Origin of the sequence: Chitinibacter sp. ZOR0017 (assembly GCF_000799095.1) — a bacterium.
Classification (GTDB): Bacteria; Pseudomonadota; Gammaproteobacteria; order Burkholderiales; family Chitinibacteraceae; genus Chitinibacter; species Chitinibacter tainanensis.
Window position 1 is genome coordinate 79,828 of record NZ_JTLG01000021.1, and the last position, 23,734, is coordinate 103,561.

A 23,734-nucleotide genomic window follows, 5' to 3' on the forward strand; every position below is an offset into this window, starting at 1 on the left:
ATGGCTGGTGGGTGATTTAATTTCATTATTCTGACAGCCAGATGATCATCTTAGCTGGCTTTGCCGCACTGCGCCAAGACGGGGAAAACCACACTAGTGAGCAGGGGCGCCCGTCTGCCCCCGCACTCGGCCGGCTGCGGTATAATTGACCCATTTTTCGCAACAATTCTGGCCTGCCATGACTCGTAAAATCCTTGTCACTTCCGCTCTGCCTTACGCCAATGGGGCGATTCACATCGGCCATCTGGTGGAATATATCCAGACCGACATCTGGGTACGTTTTCAAAAATCTCGCGGTCACACCTGCCACTATGTCTGTGCAGATGATACCCATGGCACGCCCATCATGTTGCGCGCAGAGAAAGAAGGCATCAGCCCAGAAGCGCTGATTGCGCGGGTGCATGGCGAACATTCACGGGATTTTGCCGGCTTTCATGTTGGCTTTGACAACTACTACAGCACCAATAGCGAAGAAAACAGTCACTTTGCCGGCACGATTTATCGCCAACTGAAAGACAATGGCAAGATCGTTAGCCGTACGATCAATCAGCTGTACGACCCCGTCAAAAACATGTTCTTGCCTGATCGCTTCGTAAAAGGCGAATGCCCGAAGTGTCATGCTAAAGATCAATACGGCGACAACTGTGAAGTCTGTGGCGCAACTTATAGCCCTACCGAGCTGATCAACCCGTTCTCAGCCGTCTCTGGCGCGACGCCCGAGCTGCGCGAATCAGAGCACTATTTCTTCAAATTGGGCGATTGCGAATCTTTCCTCAAAGGCTGGACCACCACCCCGGGCAAACTGCAGGCCGAAGCCGCCAACAAAATGCAGGAATGGTTTGAATCTGGCCTGTCGGACTGGGATATCTCGCGCGACGCGCCGTATTTCGGCTTTGAAATCCCTGATGCGCCGGGCAAATATTTCTATGTATGGCTTGATGCGCCGGTGGGCTATATGGCCAGCCACAAAAACCTGTGCGATCGCCTCGGGCTGGATTTTGACGAGTACTGGAAAAAAGACTCAAGCACCGAGCTGTACCACTTCATCGGTAAAGACATTCTGTATTTCCACGCCCTGTTCTGGCCGGCGATGCTGGAATTTTCCGGCTACCGCACCCCGACAGCGATCAACACCCATGGCTTTTTGACCGTGGATGGCGCCAAGATGAGCAAATCGCGCGGCACCTTTATCACTGCCGAATCGTACCTCAACCACCTGAACCCAGAATGGCTGCGCTACTACTTTGCGGCGAAGCTCTCAAATACCTTTGAAGACATCGATCTGAACTTTGAAGACTTCGCCGCACGAGTGAACAGCGATTTGATCGGTAAATTTGTCAATATCGCCAGCCGGGCCGCCGGCTTTATCAGCAAGCGTTTTGCCGGCCAGCTGGCCAGCGAATTGGGCCAGGTTGAGCTCTTAAACCGCTTGCAAGCCGCTAGCGAATCGATTGCCCAGCATTTCGAGGCGCGCGAATACAGCCGCGCTATACGCGAAATCATGGCACTCACCGATGAAGTGAACCAGTTTGTCGATCTGCACAAACCATGGGAAATGGCCAAACAGGAAGGCCGCGAGCAGGATCTGCAGCAGGTGTGCAGCATTCTGATTAATGCCTTCCGCATCCTGACCATTTACCTGAAACCGGTATTGCCAAAACTGGCTAGCGATGTTGAAGCCTTCCTGAATGTGGCGCCGCTGCAATGGCAAGACGCGCAGACACTGCTCACCAATCACACCATCAATACCTACAACCATCTGATGACGCGGATTGACCCAAAACAGATCGAAGCCATGATCGAAGAAAACAAACAAGCCCTGCCCGCGCCAGCCGAAGCCCCAGCTGCGGCGCCAAGCTATGAGATCCCGGCCATCAGTGAAACCATCAACATTGATGATTTCATGAAAGTGGATCTGCGCATTGCCCGCATTGCCAATGCCCAACACGTGGAAGGCGCAGAAAAACTGCTGCAGCTAACACTCGATCTGGGCAATGAAACCCGCAATGTCTTTGCCGGCATCAAATCGGCCTACAAGCCGGAAGATCTGATCGGCAAACACACGGTGATGGTGGCCAATCTGGCCCCGCGCAAGATGAAATTCGGCCTATCTGAAGGCATGGTGTTGGCCGCCGGCGGCGATGGTGGCTTGTATATCCTCGAGCCGCACGATGGCGCCAAACCAGGTATGCGCGTGAAATAAACGCATGTCCTGAGCAAAAACGGCAAGGTCTCACCCTTGCCGTTTTTTTATGCCTACAATGCAATACAAATCCGCGGTAGGAATCACCATGAGCCACGCCATTCATTGCTTTGTTAGCGGCCACGTGCAGGGCGTTGGCTTTCGCTGGGCCACCTGCGTTGAGGCTGAACGCCTGCACCTCACCGGCTGGGTCCGCAATCGGCATGATGGCCGCGTTGAAGTCTGGGCCGAGGGCGACCCACATGATCTAGATGAACTGGCCGAATGGCTAGAAACCGGCCCGGAAGACGCGCGGGTTGATGACGTTAAGCGCCACCGGGTAAAAGCCAAAGGCTATTCCGCCTTTCACGAGATGATGACCGCCTAGATATTGCTCGCAAAGCCAATTGTATCAAGCGCTAAAGCCAGATACCCCAGCCAGCCAATCACGCAAACTGCGCCCGCATCCACGCCAAATAAGCCTCACTCTCGGCCGCACCAGCCGGCGGCGCCCAAGCCGCTAGCTCTGCTGGTGCCACCGGCACATAGGGCCCGGCTTTAGCTTCAAAGAATACACAGGGCGTTAAGGCCACCACGGCATGAAATGTGCCCGCCTCGATATTGATGCCAAACTGCTCACCTCCGGCGCGCAAATGATGCTTGGCTTCCACTTGTCCATCCGGCGCAAAAATCAGTACGCCCAGCTCCCCCGCCAGCATCAACATGGATTCAGCCTTAGCAGGGTTCAGATGCCGGTGGGGCTGCACATAGGTGCCCGGCTGCAAGGCATTGGCCAGCCGATGACAGGCCGCATCATCTCCGGCATGAAAATTCCGGTTTTTGCGTAAGCGCGGGCTAGCCGCAGCCTCTGCGAGCAAATCGGTCAGCAAGGTTTGATCAAGTAAGCTGTAGTGCGGCATCTATCGGCTCTGGGCAGGTGAAATGCCGCAATTAAACCACGATGCGCCCGTGCTTTCAGCAGTGGCGACAAGCACGCCTTGGCGCAGCTATAATCGCAGCCTTGAATATTGCTACCGATTGCTGATCATGACGCTGCCAGATCCACGCCTATATCCCCGAGTTAACCCGCAAAATCCGGTTATTCGCCAACTGATGTCGCTACTCACCGAGCGTGAAGCTAGCCAAGTGGCGAGCAAACGCCAGGGGCTGCGCCAGCTGATCGCCGAATTGCTGGCCGCGCGTGATCACTATGGCTTGAATGGCGCGATTACTCAGGTGCCATCGCAAGAGGCGTGGTTTGAATTGTGGCAATGCATCCGCGATGAGGTCGAGCAATCCACCGCGCCGCGCTATGCGATGCCGTTTGCGATTCCGGTGGTGCTGGTGGCTGGCTTAAAAGGTGAAACCACCTTGCCAAGCGAAATCGATGGCGACAAAGCCTTGGCCATTTTGCGCGAGCATGGCGTTGTCGCCGCTGATGCCGATGTGTGGCTCTCTGGCGCGTTGCTGGATGCCAGCCTTTTGGCGGCCATCAACCCGGCACAAGTGGCCGAATGGAAGGCCAATCTAAGCAGCGCCCGCGATTTTCCATTGGATTCGGCCGGCGCACCGATTGTGGTGAAAGACGAAATCGTTGCGCTGCGCTATCTGGTGGGCGTGGCGATGCAAAGTCAGGATGCCGCCCCAGCGATTAAGCTCGGTGGTAGCGTGGGCGCGTGGGGCATGCCATTTGCCCAATTGATTGGCGACGCGCTCAAAGCTGATGGCGTGACGCTATTCCCCATTCCGCGCACGCCATTGAGCTGGCTGGCGGCACAAGATGCCGGCCGGGTCACCCAGCTGGAAACACGCCTGCAAGTAATGACCAGCAATGCGCTGCGCTCCATTCGCAGCAAAGGCCGCACGCCGGTAGTGACGGTGGCCGCGCACGAAAACGCCGAAATCCGGATTACATTCAGTAGCCAGGAAGACCCCGAGCGCTGGGAAGGCTATGTCTGGCCACTGGCTGCTAATGATCAGGTCGCCTACATCGAGCAATATGTGACTGAACTGATGCGCGAATGCCGTGTTGAGCAAGTGAAAATCATTGGCAATGTGCAGCCCGTACTCGACACCGACGGCCTGCCGCTGTTTATTACCGCCCATAATCTGGGCTCGGCCATCGCCAGCATTCAATAATTGTCAGTGATTACCGTGGGCGGCCTGCCTTGTGCTGCCGCCCTGTTCAGCCCCGCCAAGGAGCCTGCGCATGAGCTACTACCAACATCACGTGTTTTTCTGTCAAAACCAGCGCGAGCCGGGCGAGCGCCAAAGCTGTAATAGCTGTGGCGCCAGCGAGCTGGCCGCCTACGCCAAAGACCGGGTCAAAAGTCTGGGCCTGAGTGGCGCGGGCAAAGTGCGCATCAATAAAGCCGGCTGTCTGGATCGCTGCGAAGAAGGTCCTGTCATGGTGATCTACCCGGAGGAAACCTGGTACACCTATCTGGATAAATCCGACATCGACGAAATCATCGAGCAGCATCTGGTGCAAGGCCAAGTGGTTGAGCGCCTGAAGATTTAAGCTATACCCACACCCAGTATTAACAGCAAAGTATTTACATTCATGACCCAGAGCAACATACCCCGAAAGGCCGCCACATTTGAACTAATCCAAATTGCCGGCCCGGTCGGCACACTGGAATGCCTGAAGCTCGAATCCGCGTGGTCCAGCACCGTGGGTATCGCCTTGGTAGCCCACCCCAACCCGCTGGAAGGCGGCACTTTTAATAATAAAGTGGTGCATACGCTGGCTAAGACTTTGGCGCGCTTGGGGTATGTGGTGTATTGCCCGAATCTGCGCGGCGTTGGTCACTCGGCCGGCACGCACAGTCGTGGCGAGCATGAGCCCGACGACATGGCCGCAGTGCTGGCACACGCCCGCGCCGAAAACCCGGGCATCACACGCCTCACGCTGGCCGGCTTCTCGTTTGGTACCCTGGTGCAATCGCGCTTGCGCCAACGGCTGGCCGAGCATGAAGTCGAAGGCATGATTCTGATCGGCCCCGCCGTGAGCCGCTATGAATTCCCCACCGTCCCCAAAGGCACTCTGGTCATTCACGGCGAAGAAGACGAAGTGATCAGCCTGGCCGCGGTACTGGATTGGGCGCGACCACAGCAATTGCCCGTGCTGGTAGTGCCTGGCGTCGGCCACTTCTTTCATGGCCGGCTCACCCAATTGGCCGAGCTGGTTGATAAAAACTGGCGTTTTTAAGCGATGGGCACCCCACTCTACGCGGATTCGTGGCTCACTCTGGGCTGGTTTTGCTTAGCGTGGGGCTGTGTCGTGGCGCTGCGGCACGAAGCCTGGCGCGCCATCCCGCAAGGCCAGCTCACCGGCTGGCTCGCGGCCTGCGTGCTGATTTTGCTCAGCTGGCAGCTAAAAGCCGAAATCCAGTCCGGCATTGCCTTTCATATCTTGGGTAGCGCCGCACTGATGCTGATTGCCGGCCCTTGGCGTGCCCTGCTGGGTATGGCCGTACTCTTCAGTCTGCAAGGGCTGTATGGGCATATACCCCTCGAGCGGATTGGCATTATCTGGACACTGAAGGCACTCATTCCCATTAGCCTCACCGCGCTCTTGCTGCACTGGGCGCAACGTAAATTACCGCTCAATTACTTTGTCTACATTTTTATCAATTGCTTTGCCGCCGCGGCGCTGAGCATGTGGGCCTTTGGCATCAGCCATGCCTTGGTGCTGGCCACCTCCGGCAGTTATGGCGCAAGTTTCCTCCTCGAAGAAATCCTGCCCTATTACTTTTTAATGGGCTGGCCGGAGGGTTTTATCACTGGGCTGAATCTCACGCTCTTGGTAGTGTGGCAACCGCAGCTGATTAGCACCTTTGATGACAGAAAATATCTGCAAAAGCGGGATTAACTGCTAGATTTGAAGTAATTTTCCCGCTTGTCGATGTCATGCGCCGAATCCGCACCCACCTCAATCTGATTTTTGTGGTCATCCTGACGATGGCGCTGTCAATTTCCGGCGCCATTTCCTATTTGCGCACCGAGCAGCGCCTGGAAGAAGAGCTAAAAAGCTACGAACAACGGATGCGTCTGCGCATGGAAACCGTAGTACCAGGCGTGCTGTGGAATTTCGATGATATTCAGCTTGCCCGAGTGCTGGATGCCGAGATGAGCTACGAAGCCATCACGACGCTGGAAGTCTATAACGGCGACTCTTTTCTCGATGGTCGCCAGCGCGGCCCTGATGGCCAAATCAATAAACTCGATCATGCCGTACTCGAGAAAAATAGCCCAAGCTTTGCACTTAATTTCAGCGGCGCCGAAAGCCAGAAAGTGCTGGGCCATGTGCGCTTTGAATCCAATCGTAAATTGATTCAGCAGCAATTGCGTGAGCAGGTATTAGAATAAATTATCGAGATTATTATTCTCGATTTGCTAGTGGTGCTGGCCCTTTCGCGGTCGCTGCAGCAAATTGTGATTCGCCCACTGGCTTTGCTGCGGGATCGGATCAACCAGATCGCCGAGCGCGATATCAACTACAACAATATCGATCTGCCGCGTAATCCCTATCAGGAAATCGACGAAGTCTCGATTGGCTACAACCGTATTGCCCATCGCTTGCAAGATGATGTGGCCAATCTCTCGCGCACCGAAGCCCAAATGCGCCAAGCCAAGGAAGAAGCTGAGCTAGCCTTGCGGCAACTGCAAGAGGCACAAAAAAGCCTGGTCCAATCCGAGAAAATGGCTTCGCTGGGTAGTTTGGTGGCCGGCATTGCGCATGAAATCAATACCCCGGTCGGCGTAATTCTGACCAGTGCCTCGGTCTTGCGCGATGAATCGGTGAAATTTCGCCAGATGATCGAAGACGGCCAAGTGAAAAAATCAGACGTGCTCAGCTACGGCGAAACCGCCGAACAATCCTCTAGCCTGATTCTGAGCAATGCCACCCGCGCCGCCGATCTAATCCAAAGCTTTAAACGCGTGGCGGTTGATCAGACTTCTGAAGTTAAACGCGATTTTGAGCTTAAAGCCTATCTGAACGAGATTTTGCTAAGCCTGCGCCCTCTTACCAAACACGCGGCAGTGCAAATCGTGATTGATTGCCCCGATGAAATCAAAATCGATAGTTACCCCGGCGCTTTCTCGCAGATATTGACCAATCTGCTGCAGAATGCGTTGCTGCATGCTTTTGGCCCCAATAACGAAACCGGCCGGCAAAATACAATTACGATTGCCGCGCATGAAGAAGCCGGCGAAACCGTGCTGAATTTCAGCGATAACGGCCAAGGGATCGCCGCCAATATCATTGATAAAGTATTCGACCCCTTCTTCACCACCAAACGCGCCAACGGCGGTAGCGGCCTGGGCCTTAATATCGTCTTTAACCTGGTGACCCAAACCTTGGGCGGCACGATCAAAGTCTTTTCGGATTTAGGCCTAGGAACGCGCTTTGAAATGCGCATTCCGACCCATGGGCATAAATAATCCCGCCCATCGGGCATGGTCAGGCTAGGGATTCTTGGGTATCCTTGCCGCCTTTCGCACCGCTTTTTTGATTCAGGCCCGCCATGACTGCTATTGCCGCCCAACCCTTTGCCCTCTTGGCATATTGCCGCGCGGGTTTTGAACCCGATTGCGCTGAAGAGCTACAAGATGTGGCTAGCTGCGACGGGCAGATTGAAAAAGGGGCCGGCTGGGTGCTTTTTACTCCCAAGAAAGCCAATCCTCGGGCGCTCAATAGCCTCATCCAGGCCAAGCTGATTTTTGCCCGCCAGAGCGTGCTGGTGCACGCGCGACTTGAGCTTGGCAGCCGCGACCGGCTAACCCCCATCGTGGCGGCGCTCAATGAACTACAACAAGAGTTCTGCGATATCTGGCTGGAATACCCTGATACCAACGAAGGTAAATCGCTCTCCAGTTTCTGCCGTAAATTTGGCGATTATGTGCTCAAAGCCACCAGCGAGCATGGCTGGATCGACAATCTGGGCGAGCAACGTCTACATTTATTCTTCCCGCAACAAAACGAAGTCTTTATCGCCAGCCGCCCGGCTAAAGAGACGGATTGGTTGTGCGGTATTCCGCGCCTGCGCATGCCGGTGGATGCCCCTAGCCGCTCAACGCTGAAATTGCACGAAGCGATTTTGATGCTAGTGGATGAACCCGAACGCAAATTCCGCGAAGGCATGACCGGCGTCGATTTGGGCGCGGCCCCCGGTGGCTGGACCTATCAGCTGGTGATGCGCGGCCTGAAGGTATTTGCCGTGGATAATGGCCCCATGAAAGGCAGTATGGAGCGCCATCATCAGGTCAAACACATTCGCGATGATGGTTTTAAATTCCGCCCGAAAAACCCGGTGGAATGGCTGGTGTGCGATATGGTGGAGCAGCCTATTCGCGTGGCCGAGCTGATTGCCAAATGGCTAGCCAGCGGCATGGCCCGGCGCACCATCTTCAACTTGAAGCTGCCAATGAAAAAACGCTATCTCGAGGTAAGCAAATGCCTAGCCCTGATTGAAGCCAAGCTGGAACAAGCCGGCATGCAGTGTCACTGGCGCGCCAAGCAGCTTTATCATGATCGGGAAGAAATCACCGTTTACTTGACGACAGCCCGCGATTAACCAAAAATCACGCCACCCTTTCAACTTCCTGAATTGAGAAAAGCCATGTTTAAAGAGTTTCGTGAATTTGCCATGCGTGGCAATGTGATTGATCTGGCAGTCGGCGTAGTGATTGGCGCGGCCTTTGGTAAGATCGTCGATTCGCTGGTTAAAGACATTATCATGCCGCCAATTGGTTATCTGGTTGGCAAAGTCGATTTCAGCAATATGTTTGTGACTTTGGTAAACGGCAGCAAAGTAGCTGGACCTTACGAGACATTGAAAGCCGCGCAAGATGCTGGCGCGGTGACGCTTAATTTTGGTCTGTTTATCAATAGCCTGATCAGCTTTGTGATTGTGGCGTTTGCTATTTTCCTGGTGGTGAAGGCCATGAATAAACTGCGCCGCGAAACCCCACCAGCGCCACATGCGCCGGAAGTAACGCCTGAAGACATCGTGCTGCTGCGCGAGATTCGGGATGCGCTGAAAAACAAATAAGCCGCAGCATCCAATTACCGCTGCTGAATAAACAAAAACCCGACTGTGGCGGGTTTTTGTTTATGGCTAGCCTAGATACCCAGCTGGGTATCTATCGCTTTTAGCGCTCCAGACACATTGCTACGCCCATACCCCCACCGATACACAGGGTGGCCAGGCCTTTTTTGGCATCACGGCGGACCATCTCATGCACCAGAGTGACCAACACACGGCAGCCTGAGGCACCAATCGGATGGCCCAGAGCGATCGCGCCACCGTTGACATTCACTTTGTCCAGATCCCATTGCAGTTCGCGCGCCACGCCCAGTGCTTGTGCAGCAAAGGCTTCGTTGGCTTCGATCAGATCAAGCTCAGCGATGCTCCAGCCGGCTTTAGCCAAGGCTTTTTGCGTGGCCGATACGGGACCCATGCCCATAATGCTTGGGTCCAGACCGGTGCTAGCGGCCGCTTTAATGCTCGCCAGCACCGGCAGATTCAGCTCAGCCGCTTTAGCACGGCTCATCAGCAAAACGGCAGCGGCACCATCATTGATACCCGAGGCATTACCGGCCGTTACCGTGCCTTCTTTATCAAAGGCGGCGCGCAATTTGGCCAAGGATTCAGCCGTGGTGCCGGGTTTTACAAATTCATCGCTCGCAAATACGACTGGGTCACCTTTCTTTTGCGGGATGACTACGGGTACAATTTCCGCGGCAAATTTGCCGGCAGCTTGCGCAGCTGCGGCTTTTTGCTGCGAGGCCAAGGCCAGCGCATCTTGCTCTTCACGGCTGATGCCATATTTTTTGGCGATATTTTCCGCGGTGACGCCCATGTGATAGCCCTGATACACATCAGTGAGGCCGTCGTACACCATGCTATCGACGAGGCTGGCGTTGCCCATACGGAAACCATCGCGGCTGCCATTGAGTAAATGCGGGCTGGCCGACATATTTTCTTGGCCACCAGCGATCACGATCTCGGCATCGCCCGCCAAAATCGCTTGCACACCCAAGGCCACGGCTTTCAGACCCGAGCCGCAAACCTGATTGATGGTCAAGCCAGGTACCGCATCTGGCAAGCCAGCTTTGCGCACAGCTTGGCGGGCCGGATTTTGCCCCAGACCAGCGGTCAGTACATTGCCCAGAATGACTTCTGACACCTGCTCACCAGCCACGCCGGTTTTTTCCAGCAAGGCACGGATAACAGTCGCGCCCAATTCTGGCGCTGACACTTTGGCCAAAGAGCCGGCAAAATTGCCCAGCGCTGTCCGAGCGGCCGCAACGATAACAACTTCGGTCATGGTATCTTCCTTTATCTTTGTTTGGATCTAAATTATGCAGTAAGCATTGAGTTGCAAAAAAGGCAAGACACCACGTCTTGCCTTGAATTTCAATTAGGCCAAGCGCGCTTTAACATAACGCCCCGGCGCAGCCTCGATAGCCTTATATTTGGTATTACCGGCTTTCTTGGGTGCGGCTTGCTGCGCACCGGAGTGCGGCACCAGCCATTGCGTCCAATCTTGCCACCAGCTGCCCGGACGTGATTCAGCGCTGTTAAACCAGTCATCCGCGCTGAGCGCCACATTATCGTTAACCCAATAGTTGCGCTTATTCGTTGAAACCGGATTGATCGCTCCGGCAATATGCCCCGAAGCCCCTAACACAAAGCGCAGTGGGCCCTTGAATAGCTTGGTGGTGGCAAAAGCCGATTTCCACGGCACGATATGGTCTTCGCGGGCCGCAAAAATATACGTGGGTACATTAATCGTGCTCAAATCGATTGGCACGCCGCATAAGCTAAATGAATTGGGCTTGATTAGGTTGTTTTCCAGATACATATTGCGCAGGAAGAAGGTATGCATCGGCAAAGCCAGATTGGCCGAATCGCTATTCCAGTACAGCAGATCAAATGGTGGTGGCGTTTTCCCTTTCAGGTAGTTATTTACCACATAATTCCAGATCAGATCATTGGCACGCAGGGCCGAGAAAGTACGGGCTAATTCTTTGCCATCCACCACACCACTCGCCTGACTTTCACGCTGGCGAACCAGATTCCAGTCGATGAAATGTTTAATCTCGCCCGGGTCGGTGTGATCAAGCATGACGGTCATCAGGGTAATCGATTCAAACCAATCCAAACCGCGCGCTTTCATTACCGGAATCGCCGTCGAAACCAATTCGCCGCCAATGCAGAATGACAGCACATTGATTTTCTCGGCCTTGCTAATTTCACGCACGACTTCGGCCGCTTTGATAACGCCGCTGTCGATGTAATCATCCCATTGCAGGTGGCCCTGATCGGCTTCGATCGATTTCCAGGAAACCAGGAAAGTGGTAAAGCCCTGGCTCACAATGTAGCCCATCATCGAATTCGCTGGCTGCAAATCCATAATGTAGTATTTGTTTACACACGGCGGAACAACTAGCACTGGACGGCTATACACCTGGGGGGTACTTGGGCTGTATTGAATCAGCTGGAATAAGTCATTTTCAAAAATCACTTCACCCGGGGTAACCGCCAGATTTTTACCCACTTCAAATTGCGCCTCGTCGGTCATGGTGATGGCGCCTTTTTGCATATCGGACATCAATTGCTTCATGCCTTCTTGCAAACTCTCACCCTTGGTATCCAGCGCCAGCTTCATGACTTCGGGATTGGTAAAGGCAAAATTGCTCGGGCTAATCGCATCGATATATTGCCGGGTGAAAAAAGACATCTTTTCCCGCGTGGCTTCATCAAATTGCGGCGAATTGACCTGATCGAGCAGCCAGCGCGCGGTCAGCAAATAATTTTGGCGGATATAGTCAAAAATCGGGCTATCCCATTCTGGCGCGGTAAAGCGGCGGTCGGTTTTATCCATTTCAACCACTTTGCCGGCCGGCTTAGCACCAATCAGCCCCAGCCATAAATCCATTTGCTGCTGATAAAATTGACTTTGGCTTTGTAGCCACTCCGGCTGCGAGTGTTGCATTTTATGCAACACTTCGTGCATCACGTTCATCGGCTGGTTAGGCTCGGCAACCGGAAAAAACTTACCCCATTGCTCAGTCCACTGACGGTTTACTTCGGTAACTTGCTCAAAAAAAGCTTGCAGCGCCTCTTGATTCAACACAATTTGCTCCGAAAGATTAGGGTAATCGCTGACATTGTGACCATAGCCATTTTGCAGTGCAACACCCAAATTGGCTAACGTGGCGCGCAAGCCTCAAGAATTTTAATGTCATAGTTTAGAAAAAAGGCACTACTATTTGATTAGCAATGACTTTTTACGCTGCTTTCGTTAAAATCAGCGTCAACTAACATAGCAACACTTGCTTTACCCCCGAGGGCCCATTGCCATGCCTACCCTACTCCGAGCCCTGTGCGTCATCGTTTCCAGCGCCATTCTGGCTACCACTCCTGCCTTCGCGGCGAGTAAATCTGTAGAAAAAACAACTGCTAGCAGCAAAAAGGCCACTTCCAGCGCCAGCAAAAAGAAAACCGCCAGTAGCAAAAAAGCCACCAGTAAATCGGCCAAGCGTAGCAATCGCTCCGATGTAAAACGCGAGGCCATCGCCCGCGCCCGCCGCGATGTGCAAGTCACCCGCGTGAATGCCAATCCGGTCAATCTGTACAGCCCTGGTGTTCAATCGCAGGCGGCGGTAGTGGTAAACCAACAAACCGGCGAAGTGATGTATGAGCGCAACGCCGATCAGGTGGTGCCGATCGCTTCGATCACCAAACTGATGACGGCCATGGTGGTGCTGGATGCACGCCTGCCTCTGAATGAATTGATCAGCATTACCCAAGACGATGTCGACACGCTGAAAAACACCGGCTCACGCTTGGCGGTGGGCACCACCCTCACCCGCGGTGAAATGCTGCTTTTGGCGCTGATGTCTTCTGAAAACCGCGCCGCGTCATCTTTGAGCCATGCTTATCCGGGCGGTCGTGAAGCTTTCGTGCGCAAAATGAATGAGAAAGCCCAGCAATTGGGCATGACGCGTAGCCAGTTTTACGATCCCACCGGACTAACGCCACGCAATGTTGCCACTTCGCGCGATCTGGCGCTGATGGTGAAAGCGGCCATGCGTTATCCCGAAATTCATCAGTTTTCAACTTCCAGCGAATACACCTTTGTGTCGAATTTAACCGGCCACAGCATGGCGTATCGCAATACCAACCCGCTGGTGAAAGACCCGGATTGGGAAATCGGCGTATCAAAAACCGGCTTTATCAATGAAGCGGGCCGGTGCATTGTGATGCAAGCCAAAATCAATAATATGCCGGTGGTGATGGTGTTGATGGATTCAGCCGGCAAACAAACCCGGATCGGTGATGTACAGCGCGTACGCCGCTGGATCGAAGAAACCCGCCAGGCCGGTAATTTGCGCGCGGGTTAACCGTATTGATTGCACAGCAAAAAGCCCAAGTTAACACTTGGGCTTTTTTATTACCGGTGCAGAGCTGCTGCCGGCACGCGGAATATTTGCTGACGACGATAGTCGCGCAACTAAGTAGTACGTTTGAGCTTAATCATCCGCCTTGGGTTTGAGCGGACAGCTATTCAGCCCCAGCAGGGGGTATACCGGGCAAAACTTCATCAAGCCAGTCACCAAGGGCAATACCCCTAACCAACCCCAAACCCCGATAATACCCAGCGCGGCTAAAATCACCAGGCCAGCGCCAACGCCGATCCGCAACACGCGGTCAATACCACCCACATTGACTTGCATACCGCCTCCTCGCCGCGCCAGCGGCTTACAAAAATTGCTGCAACCAGGCCTTAAACTGCCCGGCCGACAAAGCGCCCGACATGCGCTCCAGCTCCATGCCGTTTTCCAGCACCACCAGGGTCGGGATACTGCGTACGCGGAATTGATTGCCCAATTCTGGCTGCGCCTCGGTATCGACCTTAACAAACAGCATCTTGCCGGCCAGATCTTTAGCGGCGGCGGCGAAAGTCGGGCCAAACATCTGGCAAGGCCCGCACCAAGGCGCCCAGAAATCAATCACCACCGGCAGCGTGCTGTGTTTGATCAGCGCGGCCAGATTATCGCTGGTGGCCGCCAACGGCGCACCGCTCAGCAGCGGGTGATGACAGGCGCCACAGTTAGGCGCATCTTTCAGGCGCTCGGCATCCAGCCGATTAGTCGCGTGGCAATGGGGGCAGCTTAAATGCAAGCTCATGGTGGTCTCCTTTTATCCCAGTGTATTGAGTGGGAGTTTTAAATACTGGCGCCCGTCGGCTTCGGCCGGTGGCAATTCGCCGGCCCGGATATTGACTTGAATTGAAGGCATGATCAACACCGGCATGGCCAGGCCCGCATCACGCGCTTCTCGCATGGCCACAAACTCGGCCGCCGGAGTATCCGCCCGCAGATGAATATTGCTGCGCTTTTGCTCAGCGATCGTGCTTTCCCAGCGTGGCGTAGTGCGCTCAGGCGGTGGGTAATCATGACAGGCAAAGGCGCGGGTTTCATCCGGCAGCTGATACAGCCGCTGTACCGATTGATATAGCGCCAGCGCATCGCCCCCCGGGAAATCACAGCGCGCGGTACCAACATCCGGCATAAACAGCGTATCGCCCAAAAAGAGCGCATCGCCAATCAAATACGCCAGATCAGCCGGCGTATGCCCGGGCACAAACAAGGCCTGAATGGTCAAATCGCCGGCCTGTAATTCATCATCTGCGCCCAGCAAGCGATCAAATTGCCGGCCATCGGTGGCAAACTCGGCCTCCATCCCAAAAATGGGTTTAAAGATTTTTTGCACCGCCGTGATGCCCGTGCCAATCGCGATCTGCCCACCCAGCTGCGTTTTGAGCCAGGCAGCCGCCGAAAGATGATCGGCATGCGCGTGGGTTTCTAAGATCCAGTCAATTTCGAGCTGCAGCTCAGCAACCCGTTTAACGATCAGACCGGCATTTTCGGTACTGGTTCGCACTGCGCGCGGCTCGTAATCGAGCACCGGATCGATAATAACCCCATGGCCACCGGGTCGATCAAACACCAGATAGCTAACCGTAAATGTGGCCGGATCATAAAACGCCTCCACCGTGGGCTTGAACATGGCAAAACTCCTATATCGATCTGACTTTACTTTACGATATATTTTTTTATATAATATGTCAACGCTAAGTATTCGAGGAGCATAGCCATGGATCCCACCCAGATGAGCCGCATGCGCGCCGCAGCCGGCGATGCGGCGCAATTACTGAAAAATCTCGGCAACGAAGACCGCCTACTGTTGTTATGCCAAATGGTCGATGGCGAAAAATGTGTTTCTGATTTTGAAGCCTTGCTCGACATTCGCCAGCCCACACTCTCACAACAGCTGGGCGTGTTACGCAATGCTGGGCTAGTGAATACCCGCCGCGATGGCAAACGGATTTTTTATTCGTTGGCCAGCGCCGAAGTGCAAAGCCTGCTGGGGCTGTTGTACCAGCTGTATTGCCCGATTGATGCACAAGTACCGGAGCCTGAACATGCAGATTGATCTCATCCACTTCACTCCCTGGGCCTCGCTGGCTGGCGGGGCCTTAATCGGCCTCTCGGGCGGCTTATTGATTTTGCTCGGCGCCCGTATCGCCGGCATTGCCGGCATCCTTGGCGGACTGGTACAGGGGGCAACCGATCGGCAATGGCGTTTCTTATTTGTGCTGGGCATTCTGCTTAGCCCGCTGGTGTGGCAATTATTTGCCCCGCTGCCAGCGCTGCAGATGGTGAGCAATCCGCTGGGGTTAGTGATCGCGGGCTTGCTGGTGGGTATCGGCACCCGCTACGCCAATGGCTGCACCAGCGGCCATGGTATTTGTGGCTTGTCACGATTTTCTGTGCGCTCACTGGCTGCGGTACTGAGCTTTATGAGTGCCGGCTTTGCCACCGTGTTTGTGATCAAGCATGTGTTATAAGGACACCACCATGCGCTTAAATCTATTGGGTTTGCTCACCGGCCTCTTGTTTGGCCTGGGTTTGTTACTGGCAGGCATGGCCAATCCGGCCAAGGTACAGGGCTTTTTGGATCTGGCTGGCCTATGGGACCCGAGCCTTGCGCTGGTGATGGCCGGGGGGATTGGTGTGGCCTTGCCGTTTTTTCTACTGGCTAAACGCAGCCCCACCGCCCGCCTTACCGGCGAGCCGATGCAATTACCGAGCAGCAGTGTGATTGATAAACGCTTGCTGCTGGGCTCGGCAGCCTTTGGCGTGGGCTGGGGTATCGGGGGTATTTGCCCCGGGCCAGCCTTAGTATTAGTCGGCAGCGGCATACTGGAAGGGGTATTGTTTGTAGCGGCCATGCTGGCCGGTATGGCGCTGTTTAGCTGGCTGGAGCGCCGCTAAGCATGCGCGCACTTCCGGGCTGGGCACGGCACTATCAGCGCCAATGGCTGGCGGGCGACGCCAGCGCCAGTCTGATTGTGGCGTTGCTACTGATTCCGCAGGGCTTGGCCTATGCGCAGCTGGCCGGCTTACCGCCGCTGGCGGGGCTGTATGCCAGCCTTGGGCCCTTGCTGCTGTATGGCCTCTTTGGCACCAGCATGACGCAGTCGGTTGGCCCGATGGCGATCACCTCCGCCATGACCGCCGCAGCACTCAGCCCCCTGGCCCCTGCCGGCAGTGCCCACTATGTGGCGCTGGCCGCCACGCTCACGTGGTTGTCGGCCCTCTTTTTACTCGGGCTGGGCGCAGCCCGACTTGGGCAACTCACCCGCTTGCTGGCGCTGCCAGTGGTGCAGGCGTTTAGCGCCGCCACCGCTTTGCTAATCGCACTGGGGCAGCTCGGGGTGTTGCTGGGCAGCCCGTGGCGCGGCGATACACTGCCACAACTACTGCAGCAATTACCACACAGCTGGCAAGGCTTGCGCGCGCTGGATGTGGGCTATGGCCTTGCCAGTCTTGCCCTGCTGGCCGCGGCGCAGTTTGGCCTGCCACCACTATTGCGCCGCTGGGGCTTAGCGAGCCGCCATGCCGATTTAGCCGGCAAACTCGGCCCCATCGTGCTCTTACTATTGCTTGCCGCACTGGCCCTGCCCTGGGCGTTGCCGCGTTTGCAGCTCAGCGCCGGCCAAAGCAGCGCGTGGGTTAGCCCAGCACTCGATTGGGCCAGCATCCAGAGTCTGTTGCTGCCGGCTATGCTGATCAGTCTGGCGGGCTTTTTGCAAAGCATCACCATCGCGCAAACGTTGGCAGCCGAGCGCGGGCAAACCATCAGCGCCAATCGCGAGCTATTAGCCCTCGGCAGCTGCAATTTGGCTGCCGCGAGCCTAGGTGGCCTACCGGTGAGTGGCGGGTTTTCGCGCACCATGGTCAACACCCAAGCCGGCGCACACACACCCCTGGCGGGTATCTTCACCGCCGGCCTGCTAGGGCTAGCACTGTGGGCATTACTCCCCTATTTTGCCTTTCTACCGCTGGCCTTGCTGGGCGCCACGATAATTCTGGCAACGAGCCGCATGCTGAGCTGGCATACGGGCTGGCAGGCCTGGCGCTATGACCGGCGCGATGGCATGGCTTGGCTGCTGACCTATCTGGGCGTACTCTGGGTGGGACCAATGCAGGGGATTGCGTTGGGAGTGGTCGTCACGCTGCTGCTTTACCTCTGGCGCAGCCAGCGCCCGCATGTGGCGATTGTTGGTCGCCTGCCGGGCAGCGAGCATTTTCGCAATGTCGATCGCTTTGCGGTGGAAACCCACCCCGAGCAATTGCTAGTGCGGATTGATGAAAATCTGTACTTTGCCAATGTGGCTACGGTGCTGGAGCAACTTGAAACTGCACTACAGCGCCAGAGCAGCTGCCGACAGCTGCTGCTGATTTTTTCGGCTGTCAATTCGGTGGACTATACCGCAGTGCAAGCGCTGCAAAACTGGCTGCCCAGCTTGCGCCAGCGCGGCATTGAGCTGTATCTGGCCGAGCTAAAAGGCCCGGTGCGCGATACGCTGGCCCATGCCGATCTGCTCGCACAGCTGGCCGCGCCACCGTTTATTTCAACGCATGCGGCGGTGTGTGCGCTGCACAGCCCAGCGCAAGAGGAAGATTTCGCGATCTAAGCCAAGGTATCTGCCAGAAAGCCTTAAATAGAAAGGTTTAGCCAGCGATACCCCCGCCAGGGCTTGTTGCCTTGGCTTACTTGCGGAACACGATCAAGTGCTCGACTTCCAGCTCAATACCAATCAGCTCGCCCAGCGCGTGATTATGGTGGCTGGGCACCAGGCTTAACACCTGTTGGCCCGAGGGCAACGCCAGCGTGTATAAAAACTGCGCCCCACGGAATGCCTTGGCCACCACTTTGGCTTGTAGCGGGCTGCGATCGTTGTGCTGGATATCATCGGGGCGAATCAGGATTTCCAGCTCGGCACCAATGCCGCACTCCACTGGCGCAGTGCGACACAGCTCGCCCAGCTCAAATTCAATACATTGTGGCCCAGTCAGGCGCGCCGGCAGCAGTACGCCTTCGCCAATAAAATTGGCCACGAAGCGATCGACAGGCTGGTGGTACAGATCATACGGCGTGCCCCACTGGCGGATGCGCCCTTCGCTCATCACCCCAATCTGATCCGCCATGGCAAAAGCTTCGCGCTGATCGTGCGTCACTAGAATCGCCGTGGTGCCGGTGGCTTTCAGAATCTGCCGCACTTCCTGCCCCAGCCGCTCGCGCAGCTCGACATCCAGATTGGAAAACGGCTCATCCAGCAGCAACAGCCGTGGTTGCGGCGCCAGCGCCCGCGCCAGCGCCACTCGCTGCTGCTGGCCGCCCGACAGCTCATGAATATAGCGGCCACCTAGTTCACCCAGACCCACCAAATCTAGCATCTCGGCCACCCGGCGCGCTTGCTCGGGTTTAGTGAGCGAGCGCAGGCCAAAGCCCACGTTTTGTGCCACGGTCAGGTGTGGAAACAGTGCGTAATCCTGAAACACCATGCCGATGCCCCGCTGCTGCGGTGGCAGCTGCACGCCTGGCGCGCTCAAGAGCTGGGTCTGCAGATGAATCTCACCCGCCTGCAACGCTTCAAAGCCGGCAATACTGCGCAGCACCGTGGTTTTGCCGCAACCCGAGGCCCCGAGCAAACAGGCAATTTCACCGGCTTCCAAAGCAAACGACAAGCCATCCACCACCCGGCGTGCGCCGGCAAATTCGATGGCAATTTGGTTAACGCTAAGTAATGGCATCGCTTATTCCGCTTTTCGTACCAGCAGGATGACCGGGAGTAGCCCGGTCAACACAATCATTAAACTGGGCAGTGCAGCATTGGCCCACATGCCTTCCGAAGTCATTTCAAACACGCGCACCGCCAGAGTTTCCCAGCCAAAGGGGCGGGTCATTAGCGTGATGGGCATTTCTTTCATTACATCCACAAAGCACATCAACACCGCGGTGAGCGCCCCGCCACGCAGCATCGGCAAATGCAGCCGCCAGGTGAGCTGGCGATTGGATAAACCGAGCGAGCGAGCGGCGTCTTCCTGATTGCGGCTAACCCGCTGCATCGCGCTTTCCAGCGGCTGAAAGGCCACGGCCATAAAACGCGCGCCCAGCGCCAGCAGCATCACCGCTACCGAGCCTTTGAGTATTTGAAAGCCCTCATAACCCAAGGCATGGGCATAAGGCAGCAGCAGATTATCCAGCCAGGCGATCGGTACAAACACCCCCACCGCCAGCACCGTGCCCGGCACGGCATAGCCTAATGTCGCCAACTGCACAGTCAAGCGTGTGGCGCGGCTCGCAGAGTGGCGCTGCAGCAGCACCAACACCAGCGCCAGCACACTCACCACCAGCGCCGCCGCTAAGGAAATCAACATCGAGCGCAGCGTAAAACCCCAGTACCGCGCATCCAGATCGGTGGCGAGTACGCTGTAGGCCCAGATCAAGAGTTGCAAGAGCGGAATCACAAAAGCCATCGCCAGTACTGCGAGGCAAAATAGTGTGGCCGCCGGGCGCGACCAACCGGTGAGCACAATGCGCTCGGCCGCCACAATACGCCCATGATAGGCTCGCGCGCCGCGTGCACGTTGCTCCACCAACACCAGCACCAGCACAAATAACACCAGGAGTGAGGCTAGCTGCGAAGCCGCAGTGAGGTTAAACAAAGAAAACCAGGATTTGTAAATCGCGGTAGTGAAGGTATCAAAATTAAATACCGACACCGTACCGAAATCAGCCAAGGTTTCCATCAGTGCCAGCGTGAGCCCGCCAATCAGCCATGGCCGCGCCATGGGCAGCGCCACTTTCCAAAACCCCGCCGGGCGGGAATAGCCCAGCATTTGCGCGGCTTCAAGCGCGCGCTTGCCCTGGGTGAGAAAGGCATTGCGCGCTAGCAAATAAACATAAGGATAAAACGCCAGCGTCAGCACCAGCACCACACCGCCGGTGGAGCGGATGCGCGGAAACCAGCTACTGTCACCCGTCAGCTCGCGCAATAGCGTCTGCACCGGCCCGGTGAAATCCAGCAAGCCGACCTGCACAAAGGCCAACACATAAGCGGGCATCGCCAGCGGCAACATCAGCGCCCAACTGAGCCAGCGGCGGCCAGGAAACTCGCATACGGCCGTGAGCCAGGCCAGCGGCACGCCCAGCAGCAACACCCCAAAGCCCACGCCAAATAGCAAGATCGCGGTATTGCGCAGCACATCAGGCAACACATATTGGCCCAGATGGGCCCAGATTTCTGGTTGCGGATGCAGAAAGGATGCCAACACCACCAATAGTGGAATCAAGGTGAGCAAAGCAATCGGCAAGGCCAGCACGGCACCGCGCCAGGAGTGTTTGGACATAAGCGTGATCAGAGATGAAAAAACGAAGGGCAGACCCGACTTTCGCCGGCTGCCCCTGTGGCATTCAATGGGCGCACCTCAGTGCACCACACCGATTCTAGCTTATTTGTAGCCTGCGCGATCCATCAGCTGCACAGCTTTGCCTTGCAGCTCGCCCGCTTTGGCCATATTGATCAGGTTTTGCTTGAATGGGCCCCAGCTGCTTACGATCACATCGGCTTTGATTTTCGGGTTAGCCGGGAATTCCAGATCTTTGTCGGCATACAGGTTTTGCGCTTTATCCGACGACAACCACTCGATCAATTTAAGCGCGCCCGCTTCGTTTTTGGCAAAGCGGGTAATGCCCGCACCCGAGATATTCACGTGCACGCCGTTGGTTTTCTGGTTCGCCCAGAAGAGTTTAGCCGGATACGCTTCGCGTTTATCCGCCGGCAATTTATCCAGAATCCGGCCCAGATAGTAGGTATTAACAATACCCACCGCGCATTGGCCTGCGGCCACCGCTTCGATAAGCTTGGTGTCATCCGCAAAGACATCGGTTGCCAGATTCGCGACCCAGCCGCGTACGACTTGTTCGGTTTTGGCTTCACCTTGCTGGGCGATCATCATGCCCACCAGCGATTGGTTGTAGACCTTTTTGCTGGTACGCAGGCACAACTTGCCTTTGAACTTTGGATCGGCCAGATCTTCATAGGTCGAGAGTTGCTCGGCTTTGATCAGGCTTGGGTTGTAAACCATGGTGCGCGCACGCACCGAAAGACCTGTCCACTGCCCGCGCGGATCACGCAAATGCGCTGGAATATTCTCGTTCACTACTTTGGAATTAAAGGTTTTCAGCAAGCCCATATTGCTGGCCTGCCACAGATTGCCGGCATCCACCGTGATCAGCATGTCGGCTGGGGTGTTGCTGCCTTCGGCTTGCAGGCGGGCTAGCAATGGGCCTTCCTTGTCGGTCAGCACTTTGACTTCTACGCCGGTTTCTTTGGTGTAGGCATCAAACAGCGGCTTGATCAGCTGTTCATTGCGCGATGAGTAGACAGTCACAGTTTCCGCGTGGGCCCAACCGGCCAACAGCGACATTGCTAAGACAGACAAGGTGAGACGTTTCATTGCGTGAGTCCTTAACAAGAAGTATTCGCATTATACAGTTAAAGCAGAATCATTCTCAAATACATAAAAGAGTTTTGCCGCTCCGCCCCCGGCGGTACAATCAGCGACCCCTTATTGAGAGTGAACGCATGCTTTGGTTCCGTAACCTGCAAATTTATCGTCTGGCCACCGAACACGCGCTGCAAGCAGACAGCATTCAGCAAGAACTGGCCAAGCGCCCTTTTGTCCCCTGCGGCAGCATGGACATGGAATCGCATGGCTGGGTGCCACCGGCACGCCACGAGCCTGAAAGCTACGCCCTCGCGCGACAAGATGCCGTGCTGGTCGCGCTAAAAAGCGAAGAAAAAGTTCTGCCCGCAGCCGTAATCAAAGATGAGCTGGATTATCGTGTGCAGCAAATCGAAGCCAGTGAAAACCGCAAAGTCGGTCGCAAAGAACAGCGCGAGCTGAAAGACCGCATTGTGGAAGAGCTCACCCCGCGCGCCTTTACCCGCTCGCGCGTGCAGCGCGCCTTGATCGATCTAGAGCAAGGGCTGGTTTTAGTGGATGCTGCGAGCGCCGCGAAAGCCGAGTTTTTACTGAGTACCCTGCGCGATACCTTGGGCAGCCTGCCCACGCGGCTGATTGATACCGAAATCAGCCCCGCCGCCGCTATGACCGATTGGCTAACGACCACGCCACCCGATGCCCTGAGCCTTGGCCAAGATGCTGAGCTTAAAGCCCCGGGAGACGAAGGCTCGATTGCCCGCTTTAAACGGCAAGTCATGGATTGCCCCGAAGTGCGCCAGCATCTGGACACCGGCAAAATCGCCACCCGCTTGAGCCTGGCTTTTGGCGAACGGCTGACCTTCACCCTGACCGAAGCGCTGGAAATCAAATCGCTGGCGATGCTGGATGTGCTGAAAGACGAGCTCAAAGACATGGATGCCGAAACGCAAGATGCACTGTTTGAATCGCAATTTGCGCTGCTGGTGGGTGAGCTGCGTGGCTTTATTCCTGAGCTCTTGGCGGCCCTAGGTGGCGAACGCGAATAAACCCGGGGTATAGCCCTAGAAGCAGCATAAGAAAAAGCCCTGCAACATATACCCACACAGGTATTGGCAGGGCTTTTTAATTAGCGCTGGGCCACTTGCAAGCTAGTCTGGCGCGGATTGCCACTGAGTAGCGAGCGCGCTGCATCTACCTCTTTGCGGCAATAGTCTTCATTGATTGGGCCTAAATCCTTGCGCGGCTTAAGTAAAGGTTCAAGCTGCGAATTCACCTTGCGCCGCAGCTGCAAATCATAGTGACCTGTGGCCATCTCGGCTTTGACCGCTTGCACTTGTTCGCTGCAGCTATTGGCGCCAGCCACGGCGGGACTAAGCATGGCCGCCAGTAGGCCAAAAGCAAATAAGGTTTTCATCGTGAGACTCCATATGCGAAAAACATACGGCCACGATAGAAACACGCCTGCTCGCTGAGCAAGATCACCGCTAAACGGTCACACCACGCTGGCTGGCCTTACGTAAGCCAGCCTAACACCAGTTGCCGTTGGCATAAAACCTGCTCTGTAACTCACCGAATCCTGCTAAACCCTAGTTATTCCGCGCTGCAACAAAGGTACGCGGTTTGTGGCGTTGTGCGTACAAGCCAACACCCCTGCAGACCATTTATGACGAAAC

26 protein-coding genes are annotated in these 23,734 nt (G+C 55.7%); 16 read left to right on the forward strand and 10 right to left on the reverse strand.

Annotated elements, in window-relative coordinates:
- Nucleotides 1-178: 178 nt before the first annotated feature.
- Nucleotides 179-2,203 (forward strand): methionine--tRNA ligase, encoded by a 2,025-nt coding sequence (gene metG / locus L991_RS07385; RefSeq protein WP_047393726.1) that lies wholly within the window; start codon nucleotides 179-181, stop codon nucleotides 2,201-2,203.
- An 88-nt stretch (nucleotides 2,204-2,291) separates the two neighbouring features.
- The gene (locus L991_RS07390; RefSeq protein ID WP_028449004.1) at nucleotides 2,292-2,570 is read left to right on the forward strand and encodes an acylphosphatase; all 279 of its coding nucleotides are present in this window, start codon (nucleotides 2,292-2,294) and stop codon (nucleotides 2,568-2,570) included.
- A 58-nt stretch (nucleotides 2,571-2,628) separates the two neighbouring features.
- Here the strand turns inward: L991_RS07390 and L991_RS07395 are convergent, their stop codons facing one another.
- A complete protein-coding gene (locus L991_RS07395) occupies nucleotides 2,629-3,102 on the reverse strand; it encodes a WbuC family cupin fold metalloprotein (protein ID WP_047393728.1) in 474 nt (157 codons plus the stop codon).
- A 127-nt stretch (nucleotides 3,103-3,229) separates the two neighbouring features.
- On the opposite strand from L991_RS07395, the gene L991_RS07400 reads away from it, so the two are divergent.
- The 8 genes from L991_RS07400 to mscL all read left to right on the forward strand — a co-directional run bounded on the left by L991_RS07400 (nucleotide 3,230) and on the right by mscL (nucleotide 9,240).
- Nucleotides 3,230-4,321, forward strand: coding sequence for a hypothetical protein (locus L991_RS07400; protein WP_047394174.1), 1,092 nt, complete (start codon nucleotides 3,230-3,232; stop codon nucleotides 4,319-4,321).
- Between the two features lie 70 nt (nucleotides 4,322-4,391).
- Entirely contained in the window at nucleotides 4,392-4,703 is a 312-nt protein-coding gene (locus L991_RS07405) for a ferredoxin (RefSeq protein ID WP_028449001.1), read from the forward strand.
- 42 nt (nucleotides 4,704-4,745) lie between these two features.
- The gene (locus L991_RS07410) at nucleotides 4,746-5,393 is read left to right on the forward strand and encodes an alpha/beta hydrolase (RefSeq protein WP_052190711.1); all 648 of its coding nucleotides are present in this window, start codon (nucleotides 4,746-4,748) and stop codon (nucleotides 5,391-5,393) included.
- A 3-nt stretch (nucleotides 5,394-5,396) separates the two neighbouring features.
- Nucleotides 5,397-6,056 carry an energy-coupling factor ABC transporter permease gene (locus L991_RS07415; RefSeq protein ID WP_052190712.1) on the forward strand — a complete coding sequence of 220 codons (660 nt, stop codon included), beginning with the start codon at nucleotides 5,397-5,399 and terminating at the stop codon, nucleotides 6,054-6,056.
- A 38-nt stretch (nucleotides 6,057-6,094) separates the two neighbouring features.
- Complete coding sequence (locus tag L991_RS16495; protein WP_052190713.1) at nucleotides 6,095-6,553, forward strand: hypothetical protein; 459 nt, start codon at nucleotides 6,095-6,097, stop codon at nucleotides 6,551-6,553.
- Between the two features lie 66 nt (nucleotides 6,554-6,619).
- The gene (locus L991_RS07420; RefSeq protein ID WP_156129020.1) at nucleotides 6,620-7,630 is read left to right on the forward strand and encodes a sensor histidine kinase; all 1,011 of its coding nucleotides are present in this window, start codon (nucleotides 6,620-6,622) and stop codon (nucleotides 7,628-7,630) included.
- An 83-nt stretch (nucleotides 7,631-7,713) separates the two neighbouring features.
- Nucleotides 7,714-8,763: a 23S rRNA (cytidine(2498)-2'-O)-methyltransferase RlmM gene (gene rlmM, locus L991_RS07425; RefSeq protein WP_047393729.1), complete on the forward strand. Its 1,050-nt coding sequence runs from the start codon at nucleotides 7,714-7,716 to the stop codon at nucleotides 8,761-8,763.
- Between the two features lie 45 nt (nucleotides 8,764-8,808).
- The gene (gene mscL / locus L991_RS07430; protein ID WP_047393730.1) at nucleotides 8,809-9,240 is read left to right on the forward strand and encodes a large conductance mechanosensitive channel protein MscL; all 432 of its coding nucleotides are present in this window, start codon (nucleotides 8,809-8,811) and stop codon (nucleotides 9,238-9,240) included.
- Between the two features lie 100 nt (nucleotides 9,241-9,340).
- Here the strand turns inward: mscL and L991_RS07435 are convergent, their stop codons facing one another.
- Both L991_RS07435 and L991_RS07440 read right to left on the reverse strand, forming a co-directional pair.
- The gene (locus L991_RS07435) at nucleotides 9,341-10,519 is read right to left on the reverse strand and encodes an acetyl-CoA C-acetyltransferase (protein WP_047393732.1); all 1,179 of its coding nucleotides are present in this window, start codon (nucleotides 10,517-10,519) and stop codon (nucleotides 9,341-9,343) included.
- 93 nt (nucleotides 10,520-10,612) lie between these two features.
- On the reverse strand, nucleotides 10,613-12,331 hold the full coding sequence (locus L991_RS07440) for an alpha/beta hydrolase (RefSeq protein ID WP_231550506.1): 1,719 nt from the start codon (nucleotides 12,329-12,331) through the stop codon (nucleotides 10,613-10,615).
- 226 nt (nucleotides 12,332-12,557) lie between these two features.
- Here L991_RS07440 and pbpG point away from each other — a divergent pair, with 226 nt between their 5' ends.
- Nucleotides 12,558-13,601, forward strand: coding sequence for a D-alanyl-D-alanine endopeptidase (gene pbpG / locus L991_RS07445; RefSeq protein ID WP_047393733.1), 1,044 nt, complete (start codon nucleotides 12,558-12,560; stop codon nucleotides 13,599-13,601).
- 129 nt (nucleotides 13,602-13,730) lie between these two features.
- On the opposite strand, the gene L991_RS07450 is transcribed toward pbpG, so the two are convergent.
- The 3 genes from L991_RS07450 to L991_RS07460 are packed head-to-tail and all read right to left on the reverse strand — an operon-like array spanning nucleotide 13,731 to nucleotide 15,270.
- Entirely contained in the window at nucleotides 13,731-13,934 is a 204-nt protein-coding gene (locus tag L991_RS07450; protein WP_047393735.1) for a DUF2892 domain-containing protein, read from the reverse strand.
- A 25-nt stretch (nucleotides 13,935-13,959) separates the two neighbouring features.
- Nucleotides 13,960-14,388: a thioredoxin TrxC gene (gene trxC, locus L991_RS07455; RefSeq protein ID WP_047393737.1), complete on the reverse strand. Its 429-nt coding sequence runs from the start codon at nucleotides 14,386-14,388 to the stop codon at nucleotides 13,960-13,962.
- A gap of 12 nt (nucleotides 14,389-14,400) precedes the next feature.
- Nucleotides 14,401-15,270 carry an MBL fold metallo-hydrolase gene (locus tag L991_RS07460; protein WP_047393738.1) on the reverse strand — a complete coding sequence of 290 codons (870 nt, stop codon included), beginning with the start codon at nucleotides 15,268-15,270 and terminating at the stop codon, nucleotides 14,401-14,403.
- 87 nt (nucleotides 15,271-15,357) lie between these two features.
- On the opposite strand from L991_RS07460, the gene L991_RS07465 reads away from it, so the two are divergent.
- From L991_RS07465 to L991_RS07480, 4 genes are read left to right on the forward strand one after another with little or no spacing between them, the layout of a single operon-like run.
- A complete protein-coding gene (locus L991_RS07465) occupies nucleotides 15,358-15,696 on the forward strand; it encodes a metalloregulator ArsR/SmtB family transcription factor (protein WP_028448991.1) in 339 nt (112 codons plus the stop codon).
- Entirely contained in the window at nucleotides 15,686-16,111 is a 426-nt protein-coding gene (locus tag L991_RS07470) for a YeeE/YedE family protein (RefSeq protein ID WP_047393740.1), read from the forward strand. The genes L991_RS07465 and L991_RS07470 overlap by 11 nt, the downstream gene beginning before the upstream one ends.
- Nucleotides 16,112-16,121: 10 nt before the next feature.
- Entirely contained in the window at nucleotides 16,122-16,538 is a 417-nt protein-coding gene (locus L991_RS07475; protein WP_047393741.1) for a DUF6691 family protein, read from the forward strand.
- Between the two features lie 2 nt (nucleotides 16,539-16,540).
- A complete protein-coding gene (locus tag L991_RS07480) occupies nucleotides 16,541-18,244 on the forward strand; it encodes a SulP family inorganic anion transporter (RefSeq protein WP_052190715.1) in 1,704 nt (567 codons plus the stop codon).
- A 76-nt stretch (nucleotides 18,245-18,320) separates the two neighbouring features.
- Here L991_RS07480 and L991_RS07485 read toward each other — a convergent pair whose 3' ends face one another.
- The 3 genes from L991_RS07485 to L991_RS07495 all read right to left on the reverse strand — a co-directional run bounded on the left by L991_RS07485 (nucleotide 18,321) and on the right by L991_RS07495 (nucleotide 22,073).
- Nucleotides 18,321-19,364 (reverse strand): ABC transporter ATP-binding protein, encoded by a 1,044-nt coding sequence (locus tag L991_RS07485; RefSeq protein WP_047393743.1) that lies wholly within the window; start codon nucleotides 19,362-19,364, stop codon nucleotides 18,321-18,323.
- A gap of 3 nt (nucleotides 19,365-19,367) precedes the next feature.
- Nucleotides 19,368-20,963: an iron ABC transporter permease gene (locus L991_RS07490; protein WP_047393744.1), complete on the reverse strand. Its 1,596-nt coding sequence runs from the start codon at nucleotides 20,961-20,963 to the stop codon at nucleotides 19,368-19,370.
- A 102-nt stretch (nucleotides 20,964-21,065) separates the two neighbouring features.
- Entirely contained in the window at nucleotides 21,066-22,073 is a 1,008-nt protein-coding gene (locus L991_RS07495; protein ID WP_047393746.1) for an extracellular solute-binding protein, read from the reverse strand.
- A 128-nt stretch (nucleotides 22,074-22,201) separates the two neighbouring features.
- On the opposite strand from L991_RS07495, the gene L991_RS07500 reads away from it, so the two are divergent.
- Nucleotides 22,202-23,107, forward strand: a complete 906-nt coding sequence (locus L991_RS07500; RefSeq protein ID WP_047393748.1) for a recombination-associated protein RdgC — start codon at nucleotides 22,202-22,204, stop codon at nucleotides 23,105-23,107.
- An 80-nt stretch (nucleotides 23,108-23,187) separates the two neighbouring features.
- Here L991_RS07500 and L991_RS07505 read toward each other — a convergent pair whose 3' ends face one another.
- The gene (locus L991_RS07505; RefSeq protein WP_047393749.1) at nucleotides 23,188-23,475 is read right to left on the reverse strand and encodes a hypothetical protein; all 288 of its coding nucleotides are present in this window, start codon (nucleotides 23,473-23,475) and stop codon (nucleotides 23,188-23,190) included.
- Nucleotides 23,476-23,734 lie beyond the last annotated feature (259 nt).